12 protein-coding genes are annotated in these 13,216 nt (G+C 31.8%); 9 read left to right on the top strand and 3 right to left on the bottom strand.

Going from position 1 to position 13,216, the window contains the following annotated elements; genetic code table 11:
* Positions 1-147: 147 nt before the first annotated feature.
* Entirely contained in the window at positions 148-972 is an 825-nt protein-coding gene (locus ABW636_RS14800) for a hypothetical protein (protein WP_367590842.1), read from the bottom strand.
* A 168-nt stretch (positions 973-1,140) separates the two neighbouring features.
* Between ABW636_RS14800 and rpsO the strand changes: the two genes are divergently transcribed.
* From rpsO to ABW636_RS14755, 9 genes are all read left to right on the top strand, one after another.
* Positions 1,141-1,410 (top strand): 30S ribosomal protein S15, encoded by a 270-nt coding sequence (gene rpsO / locus ABW636_RS14795; protein ID WP_367590841.1) that lies wholly within the window; start codon positions 1,141-1,143, stop codon positions 1,408-1,410.
* 232 nt (positions 1,411-1,642) lie between these two features.
* Positions 1,643-3,835 (top strand): polyribonucleotide nucleotidyltransferase, encoded by a 2,193-nt coding sequence (locus tag ABW636_RS14790; RefSeq protein ID WP_367590840.1) that lies wholly within the window; start codon positions 1,643-1,645, stop codon positions 3,833-3,835.
* A 266-nt stretch (positions 3,836-4,101) separates the two neighbouring features.
* Positions 4,102-5,163, top strand: coding sequence for an FIDD domain-containing protein (locus ABW636_RS14785; RefSeq protein ID WP_367590839.1), 1,062 nt, complete (start codon positions 4,102-4,104; stop codon positions 5,161-5,163).
* 227 nt (positions 5,164-5,390) lie between these two features.
* Positions 5,391-5,933, top strand: a complete 543-nt coding sequence (locus ABW636_RS14780; protein WP_367590838.1) for an RNA polymerase sigma factor — start codon at positions 5,391-5,393, stop codon at positions 5,931-5,933.
* 3 nt (positions 5,934-5,936) lie between these two features.
* Positions 5,937-7,394, top strand: coding sequence for a hypothetical protein (locus tag ABW636_RS14775; protein WP_367590837.1), 1,458 nt, complete (start codon positions 5,937-5,939; stop codon positions 7,392-7,394).
* A gap of 326 nt (positions 7,395-7,720) precedes the next feature.
* Positions 7,721-8,584: a sigma-70 family RNA polymerase sigma factor gene (locus tag ABW636_RS14770; protein WP_024772554.1), complete on the top strand. Its 864-nt coding sequence runs from the start codon at positions 7,721-7,723 to the stop codon at positions 8,582-8,584.
* Positions 8,585-8,833: 249 nt separating this feature from the next.
* Positions 8,834-9,241, top strand: coding sequence for a BLUF domain-containing protein (locus tag ABW636_RS14765; protein ID WP_367590836.1), 408 nt, complete (start codon positions 8,834-8,836; stop codon positions 9,239-9,241).
* A gap of 95 nt (positions 9,242-9,336) precedes the next feature.
* The gene (gene rpe, locus ABW636_RS14760) at positions 9,337-9,999 is read left to right on the top strand and encodes a ribulose-phosphate 3-epimerase (protein WP_367590835.1); all 663 of its coding nucleotides are present in this window, start codon (positions 9,337-9,339) and stop codon (positions 9,997-9,999) included.
* 206 nt (positions 10,000-10,205) lie between these two features.
* A complete protein-coding gene (locus ABW636_RS14755) occupies positions 10,206-11,171 on the top strand; it encodes a YpdA family putative bacillithiol disulfide reductase (protein ID WP_367590834.1) in 966 nt (321 codons plus the stop codon).
* Between the two features lie 94 nt (positions 11,172-11,265).
* Here the strand turns inward: ABW636_RS14755 and ABW636_RS14750 are convergent, their stop codons facing one another.
* Together ABW636_RS14750 and ABW636_RS14745 are read right to left on the bottom strand one after the other, a co-directional pair.
* Entirely contained in the window at positions 11,266-11,967 is a 702-nt protein-coding gene (locus tag ABW636_RS14750; protein ID WP_367590833.1) for a Bax inhibitor-1/YccA family protein, read from the bottom strand.
* 130 nt (positions 11,968-12,097) lie between these two features.
* Positions 12,098-12,982 (bottom strand): zinc-dependent peptidase, encoded by an 885-nt coding sequence (locus ABW636_RS14745; RefSeq protein WP_367590832.1) that lies wholly within the window; start codon positions 12,980-12,982, stop codon positions 12,098-12,100.
* Between the last annotated feature and the right edge of the window lie 234 nt (positions 12,983-13,216).

Raw genomic sequence — 13,216 nt, 5'->3', positions numbered from 1 at the left:
GTAATAAACTTAACTGATCTTGATCATAGGTCTTAAAAACTACTTTTCTACTCATTCTTAAAATTAAAAAATAACTCAAAAATCTACAAAAAAAAGACTGCCTTTTTAGACAGCCTCTTTTTTATTGAATAATAACTCAACAAAGAACTACAACTTAATTTCTCTTTCCTCCCCTTCTTCATTTATAAACAATGCTATATTATCACACATTCCATCGCCATAATTTAATGTCCCTGTATAATTGGTTCTTACCAGATCTACTACTCCACTCACCAAGAATCTACAACTAGCTTCCCTGCGCAATGGTGTTATAATAGTTGTACTATGCGTATTTCCGTTTACAAAATTGGTTTCCCAAGATCCTGAAATAAGAAAAACATTATCCCCCCAATTACCATTTAGGGCTCCTTCTATCCATTCGCGGGTTTTAGTTCCTTTTCTTGATGCCACCGTTCCATCTTCAAAGGTTATGTTCAAATCCAACTCCATAGTATATTGTGGATTACCGTTATCATTCATTTTTTGACGTGTTACCGTTTTAGATCCCGAAAACTGAATATCATCAATAAAAAAATCTTCCAAATCATAATTTATAACCAAGGTCTCTGCTTCAAAGCTTGCTACATATGACATATTGAGTTTTCCTTTGATTAAATGACCTCTTACATCACATCCTTCTGACCCAAAATCAATAGTAACTTCTTTAGAGGCATTAGTAATCTCAACAATTATTGTTGCACAATCTGGCAAGTAAGGATGAACAGGGCTTTTCGCAAGATTTTCCTCAGATTCATAAACTTGCAAAAACGTATCACTAAGTACTTCTGTGGCAGTATCTACTTTTGCAGTAAAATTAGCTTCATCCAGATCAATGGCATCTGTCAAACTTTCATTCGTTTCATCCTTATTACAAGCTATTAAAATAAGGATAAGAAACATTGTTGTACTAATTCTTAAAATGTAGTTTTTCATAGTGTTAAATTTTAACGTTATCTTACTTGGATTCATTTTTTTTCAAAAGGTTTAACCAAAAAGTTTATTTTTCTAATAAAAAGTGATTCTTAATCAAAAAACAGTATATTTGCAGGCTGATAGCAAAGCGCATATCATGTACATAAAAATCATTTAAATAATATTGGAATGTATTTAACAAAAGAGATTAAAGAAGAAATCTTCGCAAAACACGGTAAAGGAAAAAATGACAGTGGTTCTGCAGAAGGTCAGATTGCATTATTTACGCACAGAATTACACATCTTACTGAACACTTAAAAAAGAATCGTAAAGATTATAATACAGAGCGTTCTTTGGTAAAATTAGTAGGTAAGCGTAGAGATTTACTAGATTATCTTAAAAAGAAAGATATTTTGAGATATCGTGCAATTGTAAAAGAATTAGGATTAAGAAAATAATCAAAAAAGAGAGGCTTTATGCCTCTCTTTTTAATTTAGGTAACCTCTTAATTTTTAAAATAAAAACATTCTTATTTGTATAAAATAAGGATGCATGCCTTAGTTTTTCATTGGTCGCACAACAACCACAACAACAACACAACCTTGTCCGCCCGAGTAAGACGGAAACCAATGTTTAATAAAACGTATCGCTTTACTATATAAAGCAGATAGGTTAGAATCAAAAAATAATATGATTCCAAAAGTTTATAGAGAGGTCATTGACCTAGGTGATGGTAGAGAAATTTCTATCGAAACCGGAAAATTAGCAAAACAGGCACACGGTTCTGTTGTTGTTCAATCTGGCAAGTGTATGTTATTATGTACGGTTGTTTCAAACTACAAACAAAGTGATGTAGATTTTCTTCCCTTGACGGTAGATTACCGTGAAAAATTTGCTGCAGCAGGTCGTTATCCAGGAGGTTTTTTCAAGAGAGAAGCTAGACCTAGTGACGGTGAGGTTTTAACAATGAGACTAGTGGATCGTGTACTACGTCCTCTTTTCCCTAAAGACTATCATGCCGAAACACAAGTTATGATTCAGTTAATGTCTCATGACGAAGATGTGATGCCTGATGCCATGGCAGGACTAGCAGCTTCTGCTGCCATCCAATTATCAGATTTTCCTTTTGAGTGTGCTATATCAGAAGTACGTGTAGGTAGGATAAACGGTGAATTTATCATCAATCCAACCAGAACCCAATTAGACGAATCAGATATCGATATGGTAATCGGTGCTTCTGCAGATTCTGTTATGATGGTTGAAGGTGAAATGGATGAAATTTCAGAAGAAGAAATGGTAGAAGCTATTAAGTTTGCGCACGAAGCCATAAAAGTGCAATGTGCAGCCCAACTTAAATTAGCTGAAGCTTTCGGAAAAAAAGAAACTCGTGAATATGATCCAGAAAGAGCTGATGAAGAATTAGCTGCTAAAATTCACGAAATGGCATATGACAAAGTATATGCCGTTGCAAAAGCAGGTTCATCTAAACATGAAAGAGGTGCTGCATTTGCTGCTATTAAAGAAGAAATCGAAGGTACTTTTTCTGAAGAAGAACTTGAAGATTTTGGTGACTTAGTTTCTAAGTATTATGCAAAAGCAGAAAAGGCTGCTGTGCGTGATCTAACATTAAACGAAGGTCTTAGACTTGATGGTAGAAAAACGACAGAAATAAGACCTATATGGTGTGAAGTTGATTATTTACCATCTACTCATGGTTCTTCTATATTTACAAGAGGAGAAACTCAAGCACTAGCAACAGTTACCCTAGGAACTTCTAGAGAAGCAAATCAGATCGATATGCCATCGTATGAAGGAGAAGAAACATTTTACTTACATTACAACTTCCCTCCTTTCTCTACTGGTGAAGCAAGACCTATTAGAGGTACCTCACGAAGAGAAGTAGGACATGGTAATTTGGCGCAAAGAGCATTAAAAGGTATGATTCCTTCTGATTGTCCATACACCGTACGTGTTGTATCAGAAGTATTAGAATCAAATGGATCGTCATCTATGGCAACCGTATGTTCTGGTACTATGGCGTTGATGGATGCAGGGGTACAACTTAAAAAACCTGTTTCTGGTATTGCTATGGGATTAATCTCTGATGGTGAAACAGGAAAATATGCAGTTTTATCTGATATTCTTGGAGATGAGGATCACCTTGGAGATATGGACTTTAAAGTAACAGGTACTGCAGACGGAATTACCGCTTGCCAAATGGATATTAAAGTAAAAGGACTTTCTTACGAAATTTTGGTAAATGCACTAAAACAAGCTGCAGATGGTCGTTTACATATCTTAGAAAAGCTAACAGATACTATTGCCAATCCAAATGCAGACGTAAAAGCACATGCTCCAAAAATGGTTACCAGAACCATTCCTGGAGATTACATAGGAGCTCTTATTGGTCCAGGAGGAAAAGTGATTCAGGAATTACAAAAAGAAACTGGTACTACTATCGTTATTAACGAAGACCCAGTAACAGAAGAAGGAAATGTTGAAATTTTAGGTACTGATCAAGAAGGAATCGACGCAGTACTTGCAAAAATAGATGCGATTACTTTCAAACCTCAAGTAGGTAGTGTTTATGAAGTGAAAGTAATTAAAATGCTGGATTTTGGAGCTGTGGTAGAATACCTAGAAGCACCAGGAAATGAAGTTTTATTACATGTATCAGAACTTGCCTGGGAACGCACAGAAAATGTTAGCGATGTTGTTAACATGGGTGATGTTTTTGACGTAAAATATTTTGGTATCGACTCCAGAACACGTAAAGAAAAAGTATCTAGAAAAGCACTTCTACCAAGACCTCCTAGACCAGAAGGTGGTGATAAACCAAAAGGAGATAGAAGACCTCCTCGTAGAGAGAAAAAAGAAAATTAATTTTCTTTTAAAACTGTTCTAAAAAAACGTTACAGTTTTTATAGGATCAAAAATAGTTAAATCTCAGATAAGACATTTTGTATGTTTTATCTGAGATTTTTTTTGTGCGTTTATTCTAGTGCTAAAATTTGACAAGACAAATGTGATCTTTCGTGTTACAAACTCTAACACTTTGTTTAACAAACACTTTACTTAAAACTTTTTGGCAATCACGCAACCTTTTAGAAGTGATCAGTCTATAAGACATAAACTTAAATAAAATGATCATGAAAAAACTAACTTCTTTCTTGTTGTTTATTGCCCTATTAACATTCATATCATCTTGTGAATACGATTCTTTTGATCGATTCCCAGACAATATCGAAGAAATTAATAAGGATTCGGAACTATTCAATTCGATCAAAAATATTTCAACAAATAAAAGCAAAGATACCGAACCTGTTTGTGTCATTTTTGTTTACCCGTTTAATATATACCTATTTAATAGTGAAGCAGAAATTGTGGATAGTAAAATAATTAATAACAACCTTGAATTTATAGAACTTCTAGCCAATACTGAAGGTAATAACGGAGGTGTTGGATTGAGTTATCCTATTACAAGTACTCTCGAAGACGGCAATGAATTTATTATTCACAATAATGCCGAACTAAAATCTGTTATCGAAGCTTGTATCGAAACAGAAATTATTGGTATTTGTGAAGACATCTTAGAAGAAAAAAACTGTATCTGGCAAATAACTTCATTAACAGATAACCAAAGATACAATTCTTCTTTACTAGACTTTTACAATGATGGTACTGGTGTATTTTATGATAATGGTAATGCATATAGAACCTCTTGGGTTTCGTTATTTATTGAAAACGAACTACATGTTAATATTCACTTAGAAGGAGATTCTGAAGTTACAGAAGATTGGAATTTTGACTGGAGTGCAGTAATTATAGATGACAATGTTATGGAAATAACTAATGACGATCAAAAATACACCATCAAAAAACAATGTGGTGTCGAAAATTCATGTGATTATGTAGAATTCAAAGAATGTATTATAGGAGGTTCTGATGACAAAGCAGAATTTGTTTTTGACAACTATAAAGATTGTATAATTTCTCTTCAAGAGAACGTAACCAATCCTACATTATCATTTTATGAAACCTTAGAACATGCAAAACAAGAAACAAATATGCTAGACGTAACCACACCCTATCTAAACACCTCAAATCCACAATTAGTTTATGTTCGTGTAAAAAATGAAGATATTGAAGAACCCCAAATAATTAGGATCATTTTATTTGCTGAAACCTGTACAGATAATAATGAAAACTAATTGTATTGTTAGCAATCTTTCCTGTTTTCAGGAAAGGTTGCTTTAATTATAATACAAACATCTCATCTCTTAACTTTGTTAAAAATTACTATTTTAAAAAAAATCACGCAACCTTTTTAAATAATACAGTCTGATGGACATAGAACTTATGATAACACAGGTTATTCCTAAGTATCACAAAGCAGAAAATTCAATAAATAATTAGTCTTTACAAAGCATAAAACCAATTGGACACAAATAAATTAATTAAGAAGTGCCAAAAAAATAATCGTAAAGCACAGAGCGAACTGTTTCATCAATATAAAGATGTACTTTTTTCTTTGAGTCTAAAATATTGCAGAAATTATAGTGAAGCAGAAGATAACTTACAGGACTCCTTTATTACTATTTTTAAAAAAATCAACCAATACAAGTTTAAAGGTTCTTTTGAAGGGTGGATGAAAAGAATAACAATTAATGAAGCCATTGATAAATACAAAAAAACCACTTTTCTAAAAGACAACATAAGCGAAGAGAAAATAGCAGATATTATAGTTGATCCAGAAGTACTAAATATTTCATTAGATGAACTATTAATGCATATACAAGAATTACCAGACAGATATAGGTTAGTATTTAATTTATACCAACTAGACGAGTATTCGCATAAAGAAATAGCCGCAATGCTACATATTTCTGAAGGAACCTCTAAGTCAAACTTGCACAGAGCAAAAAGCCTTTTGAAAAAGAGAATAGTATTAAACAACAAACATTTAAAAAAAGCGCAATAAGTAATGGCTGATCAAAAAGACATAGGAGAAGCTTTTAAAGATAAGCTAAAAGGTTTTGATAGTTTCCCTAGCTCATTAACATGGGAAGATATAGAACCTCATTTACCTAAAGAAAGGCGTCCCTTTTTGTATTGGATAAAGGTAACTGGTATAACTTTATTACTATTACTTTTGATTTTTCCTACATATAATGCCTACAAAAATTCTTTGACCTTAAAAACATCTAACCCTACAACTATAGAAAATACAACGATAACAGATGATTGCGAAGAGGAAAAAATAGATTTAGAAAAAAATAATAGAACGGTTATAGTATATAATGGAAATACCAAAGAAACAACCTCTTTGTCAACACCATCAAAACCCAATATCGATGCTGCAAGCTCAATAAAAAATAAACAATCATCATATCATAGAAATTCTACTAGTAATACAATACAATCTAGCAGTAATACAATACAATCTAACAGTAATTCTACTAGCTCAAAATTAAAGGGTTCGAATACAGATGTTACATTTTCTACATCTAACACTAAGAAAGCAATATCTATAGAAGAAAACAAAGGTTCTTTGGTAGAAAAAACTTCAAAAAAACATACCGATGAAGTAAAAAACAACTCAAATCTTATTGCCAATCAAAATATAAAAGCATCTTTATCACAAACCGCTTCTAAAGATAAATTAGAACATAAAGAAGATTCTATAAAAGCACAATCGACTCTAAAAAAAGACGAGCCACTCACCAACCGTAAAAAGAAGTCATTAATTTATATGTACAGAGAACAAAAAGAACTTTTTCAAAAATATAGTATAGCACTACACATTACTCCTACATATACAATTCCTTCTAACATATCTTTGATCAGTAACCTTTTAAAAGAAGTTGGCAATAACGCAAAACACAATAACCTAGACAGGCTAAGCCTTGGCTATGGCATAATATTCAAAACATTTAATACCAAAAAAGCAGCAATAAGAATAGGATATAATCGATTAAAAATAAACCACACAGTAAAAAACATTAGAGGTAATCGACTTAAATCTGCGTTAAGCAATTCAGGAATATTGTTATCTGGAGATCAAATAATTGGAAATTCGGAAGAAGTAGATCTTATACAAAAAGTAACTTATAATGAAATCTCATTTGGATTTCAATATCAAATTACTGATATGCAAATAAGCACTTCATTAATAGGTGGAACAAATTTTATTTTCCCCGGAAAAAACAGTATTAAGATAAATGCTCCATCAAACAGTTTCACGGTTCAAGGTAGTAGTAATCTACAAAAAGTAGGTTTCACTATGATTGTGGGGTCAAATTTTCAATACAAACTTTCAAAAAACATATTTTTGAATGTAGAGCCTTTGATTAATTATCAAATAAATGATACCAGCAAAGACTCAGAAATCTATAAAAGTTTATATTTTACTATTCAAACAGGGCTTTCTTATAAATTTTAAAAATTAATTTTTCATGCGTCCTACTACATAAAAAGTAAAAACACTCGTATTATTTCTTTTTCTCTCCTACTCTATTTGACATATACAGGACGAATAATATGATAAAAAAGAGTTTTTTTTAATAAAAAGCACTTCAAAAAAATAAAGTAGTAAAGTTTAACAAAACCCAGTGTTAGTAATGCCTAACCGTTTATGACAAAAGAAACAAAATGACTTTTTTAAAATAAAAACACAACATTTTTGTAACATTTTGATAACATATTACGTATATATAATAAACAGACGCCCTAAAAGATTCACATAATAAATTTCAAGGAGAATAATAGATGAGACAACTTAAAATTACGAAGCAAGTAACAAATCGTGAAACTGCCTCGCTAGATAAGTATTTGCAAGAGATCGGTAAGGTAGACCTTATTACTGCGGATGAAGAAGTAGAATTAGCACAGCGTATAAAAGCTGGTGATGAGAGAGCCCTTGAAAAATTAACAAAGGCCAACTTAAGGTTTGTTGTATCGGTTGCAAAGCAATACCAAAATCAAGGACTTACCCTTCCTGATTTAATTAATGAAGGAAACTTGGGACTTATTAAAGCTGCAAAGCGATTTGATGAAACTCGTGGTTTTAAATTTATATCGTATGCGGTGTGGTGGATTCGTCAATCTATTCTTCAAGCATTAGCAGAACAATCTCGTATTGTACGTTTGCCACTAAACAAAATTGGTTCGATTAATAAAATAAATAAAACATATGCTTTCTTAGAGCAATCTCATGAGCGCCCACCCAGTGCAGAAGAAATTGCAAAAGAATTGGATATGACAATTAATGACGTAAAAGAATCTATGAAAAATTCTGGTCGTCATGTAAGTATGGATGCTCCTCTTGTAGAAGGAGAAGATTCTAACCTATACGATGTATTAAACTCGGGAGAATCACCAAATCCAGACAGAACATTGTTGCACGAATCTCTTCGAACAGAAATAGAACGTGCTTTAGAAACGTTAACTCCAAGAGAAGCAGATGTTATTCGCTTATATTTTGGCCTTGGTGATCAGCATCCTATGACACTAGAAGAAATAGGTGAAACATTTGATCTAACAAGAGAACGTGTACGTCAAATTAAAGAAAAAGCAATTCGAAGATTAAAACATACTTCGAGAAGTAAAATATTAAAAACTTATTTAGGATAAATTCTTAAATTGCGGCTACAAACAGTTTTATAACATAACTGTTCGTTTTTTGATTGATGAATGACCTCCGGCTGATTACCGGAGGTTTTTTTTACGGAAAACCATAACAAAAATTACGGAAAATCATAATTATAACTCAATTTAATGTTAAAGTCATTTTCTCATTAAATACTTCCTTCCTAAACAATAGTATAAATACCTAGTTATTTGTAACTTATGTTTATAGTCAGTCATTCTAATAGAGTTATCATGAGATATGCCATTAGTTATGTAAGCACAGTAAACCCTACCCTATCAAATTCTGATATTACCAAACTTATGGATTATGTTAATACTTATAACAATGCTAAAGGTATTATAGGAATATTAATATATTCTGACGGAAATTTTTTCCAGGTTCTAGAAGGTTCAAAAAGCGTTATCCAAGAGATGTTTGAAAAAATCAAAAAAGACACTCGACATCATAATATTATTAAAATGTTAGATCAGGAGATAGAAGGACCTCCTTTTTCTGAGTACCATTCTTCGTATACAGTCTTATCAGATCATCATAATCAATGTGAAATACAGCGATTCTTAAAAAATGAAGCCGGTAACAAACCTGCTCATTTTAAGAGTACTTCTTACCTTGCTAAAAAAATATTGAAAGTTACCTAGTGAGTTTACACGGGTAAATCTTTAGCATCCTTTTGGTTTATTTCCTATTAATTTTAAAACTTAAATAGTATTTTTGCCGAAAACAACACAATTTTATGGCTTTAAAACGTATAGCACCTTCCGTACTGGCAGCAGACTTTGCTAATTTACAGCGTGATGTAGAAATGATTAACCAAAGTGATGCAGATTGGTTTCATATAGATATTATGGATGGTGTATTTGTTCCTAATATCTCGTTTGGAATGCCAGTTTTAAGGGATATTGTAAAACATGCAAATAAAACTATCGATGTACACTTAATGATTGTAGACCCTGATAGGTATATAAAAACATTCGCTGATCTGGGGAGCAATATTTTGACAGTACATTATGAGGCCTGCACGCATCTTCATAGAACATTACAGGCTATTAAAGCAGAAGGCATGAAAGCTGGTGTTGCTATTAATCCCCATACCAACGTTAGTTTATTAGAAGATGTTATTAAAGATATTGATTTGGTATGTATTATGAGTGTAAATCCAGGATTTGGAGGACAATCATTTATAGAAAACACCTATAAAAAAGTACAGCAGCTTCGAGATATTATTTCTAGAAATAATGCCAGCACTTTGATAGAAATTGACGGAGGAGTAACGAGTAAAAATGCAAAACAACTTGTTGAAGCTGGAGCTGATGTATTGGTGGCTGGTAGTTTTGTTTTTAAAAGTGATAACCCAACTCAAACCATCAAAGAACTAAAAGAGATTGTAAATGAATAACCCTTAAAATGGAACAAACCCCTATTCCTTCTTTTGATACCTGGACATCAATTTTCCTTATCGTAAGTTCATTAGGGTTCTTTTTAAGTTTTATTTTAAGCTCACATAAAACGAGGCTGTCTAAAAAGGCAGTCTTTTTTTATTTACTCAGCTTACCGAACTATATATTAAATTATTAGCTTTACACCAGAAACACATGATTACTAATGAAGCATATAGATTTAATTGTAATAGGAGGTGGACCTATCGGTATCGCTTGTGGTTTAGAAGCCAAAAAAAAAGGATTAAACTATCTTATTATAGAAAAAGGGACAATTGTTAATTCTCTATACAATTACCCCATAAATATGCAATTCTTTTCTTCCTCAGAAAAACTTGAAATAGATAACATTCCGTTTATTAGTAAAGAAGCAAAACCTAAACGTAATGAAGCATTAGAGTATTACCGAAGGATTGTAACCTCTAATGATTTAAATATTAATTTGTTTGAAAAAGTTAGTAGCGTTAAGAAAAATAGTCAGCTATTTCAAGTAGAAACCAACAAAAACAACTATACGGCTACCTACCTAATCGTTGCTACAGGCTTTTATGATTTGCCCAATACTATAAACGTACCTGGTGAAAATTTGGAAAAAGTATCTCATTACTACAAAGATCCACATTTTTTTGCCAAGCAAAAGTTAGCGGTGATTGGAGCAAGTAACTCTGCTGTAGATGCAGCCTTAGAGTGCTATCGAAAAGGTGCCGAAGTTACCATGTTAGTACGTGGTCCAGAAATAGGGAAACGTGTAAAATATTGGGTAAGACCTGATATTCTTAATCGAATTGATGAAGGTAGTATTAAAGCTTTCTACAATGTAACTATTGATGAAATCTTACCCGATAAAATTAATTTTAAAACAGCAGATAGAAAGATATCGATTGATAATGACTATGTTTTAGCCTTGACAGGGTACAAACCTAATTTTGAATTTTTAAAGAATATAGGAATTCAACTTTCTGAGGATCAAAAACTCTATCCACAATACAATGAGGATACCATGGAAACAAATATTGAAAATCTATACCTAGCAGGTGTTATTTGCGGAGGAATGGACACGCACCTCTGGTTTATTGAAAACTCTAGAATCCATGCTACAACAATCCTAAAATCTATTCTTAAAAAACAATAAACATAAAAAGACTCATTTAGACATACTAATATCTCTAAATGAGTCTTTATTATAAATTCCTGTCTACAAGGAATTATACCATATACTGCCTAGCCTATTCTCTAGATAGAATACTTAATATATACCAAAACAACAGCATCAAAGAGGCAAATAATCCAAGTGAGGCTCCTACGTATTGATCTTCTGAATACTTATGAACCATGTTAGAAGTTTGATATAATATAGACCCTGAAGCCAATACTACCATACCTACACTAAACCATAATCCCAAATTAAATCCAAATAACATTCCGGCTACAATAAGTCCAATTGCAATAAAAAAGCCAATTGCCAAAATAGACTTAAGAAATGAAAAGTCCTTTTTTGTCAAAAGAACAATAGCCGATAACCCAGTAAACAATGATAGGGTTAAAATTGCAGCTTGATTAAGTATGTTTGCACCTCCACTTTCTGCAATCATCATGGCCATGCCTATAAGCGGAATAAAAATAAAAGCTTCTGCAACCACATACAATAATAAACCTAAGTATTGCTGATTGATATTATGGTTTCTAAATGCCATCTTTTCTGCATAATTTGTAGCCAGCATAAAACCTCCTAACATAATTAGCCATCTCCAACCTTGCGTCATAGAAAAAGCAAAATTTACAATAGGCTCTATCTGAAAAAATATCCACTCTACAATAACAAAAAGTAGAACAGCCATCGCTAGGTGTGTATAGGTCTTTTTATAAAAAGCAACTCTTTTTTCGTCCGTAAGTGTACTTACAGGAGCTACTTGCTGAAATTCTTCCATATAACTTTATAAATTAAAATTGTTTCCGGCAATAAATATACTAAAGTGACATCACTTTTTGATATTGCTTATAAATTATCTTCTGTAGTTTCAATTAATAAATAATACAACTATTCGAAAATTTAAAAAATTAATTTAACTGATTGGAGTTACTTTCAAAGTATCTAAAATTAAGCATTCTTGATACATAATAATAGATGTCAGGAAATTCGTTTTTTAATTTCATTGGTGATTCCATAAAAACTTCAACAAGAACCGCTATAAACTCGAATTTATCGGTATATGCATATTCTCTTAAAATTTTGGTATCTACAATTTTTTTTCTAAGCTCTACAGAGCCCAAATGCTTTTCTAACAACAAAAAAGTGTCATAAAAAATCTCTGAGCTTATATCATTATTCTTAATTGAATTATAATGAATAGCATGAGTAATTTCATGAATACCAAGACTTTTCCCTTTATCTTGATGCAAATTTCCTTTTTGAAAATGTTTCCAAGATAAAGCCAATGCTTTTGACCTGGGGTTAAACTCTCCTAGGTTTTCCGTTTTATTTAATATAGAATAAAAAGATGACGGGTATAAAATAATAGTATATAGATATCCTAACTGATAATGTCTCATCCCAAAAGTTAGTTGCGTAACCATAATAGTTACCTGCATACGCATAAAATCGTCTATTACAAGTCCATCTCTACCCACAAATCTTGTACGTTCTATAAATTTTGCAGCTCTATGGGCAAAGTATTTTTTTTGCTTTTTATCCAAAATTTTATAAAAAGCATTCTCATCTAAAAACAACTGCAAATGTGATGGTAATTTTTTAAGAATTGGATAACAATGTACATAATAAGGTTTTCCTTTATATTTTACATAAACCGATTCTAAATATCGCAATACATAGTACACACAAATCGATACAATACCCACAGTAACAAAAACTCCTAATACTGTTTGAAGTATCGAATTCGAGGGGGCTTCTTCTACTAATAGTATAGTTGTTATATAAAGGTTCAAAAAGTTTAAAATGTAGGTTAAGGGTATTAAATGTAACGTTTTAGAACTAAATATCTTATGAATTCTCTATAAATATCAGATTATATTAATTACTATTCTTAATACAAGTTCATTACATTTTGTTTTGGAAATATAACAAATCAAAAGTAATTAACTTAATTTTCAATAAAAATTTACACTAATTAACACAAAAACAATTATTTACATATTATATTAGTACTACAATTATCAATC

It is taken from the genome of Aquimarina discodermiae, from assembly GCF_040786235.1.
Classification (GTDB): domain Bacteria; phylum Bacteroidota; class Bacteroidia; order Flavobacteriales; family Flavobacteriaceae; genus Aquimarina.
This window is presented reverse-complemented; position numbering and strand designations above follow the sequence as displayed.

Bases quoted from the DNA above. Each gene is read 5' to 3' on its own strand.
- ABW636_RS14800 (WP_367590842.1), bottom strand. From the start codon at position 972: ATGAAAAACTACATTTTAAGAATTAGTACAACAATGTTTCTTATCCTT.
- rpsO (WP_367590841.1), top strand. From the start codon at position 1,141: ATGTATTTAACAAAAGAGATTAAAGAAGAAATCTTCGCAAAACACGGT.
- ABW636_RS14790 (WP_367590840.1), top strand. From the start codon at position 1,643: ATGATTCCAAAAGTTTATAGAGAGGTCATTGACCTAGGTGATGGTAGA.
- ABW636_RS14785 (WP_367590839.1), top strand. From the start codon at position 4,102: ATGAAAAAACTAACTTCTTTCTTGTTGTTTATTGCCCTATTAACATTC.
- ABW636_RS14775 (WP_367590837.1), top strand. From the start codon at position 5,937: ATGGCTGATCAAAAAGACATAGGAGAAGCTTTTAAAGATAAGCTAAAA.
- ABW636_RS14770 (WP_024772554.1), top strand. From the start codon at position 7,721: ATGAGACAACTTAAAATTACGAAGCAAGTAACAAATCGTGAAACTGCC.
- ABW636_RS14765 (WP_367590836.1), top strand. From the start codon at position 8,834: ATGAGATATGCCATTAGTTATGTAAGCACAGTAAACCCTACCCTATCA.
- rpe (WP_367590835.1), top strand. From the start codon at position 9,337: ATGGCTTTAAAACGTATAGCACCTTCCGTACTGGCAGCAGACTTTGCT.
- ABW636_RS14755 (WP_367590834.1), top strand. From the start codon at position 10,206: ATGAAGCATATAGATTTAATTGTAATAGGAGGTGGACCTATCGGTATC.
- ABW636_RS14750 (WP_367590833.1), bottom strand. From the start codon at position 11,967: ATGGAAGAATTTCAGCAAGTAGCTCCTGTAAGTACACTTACGGACGAA.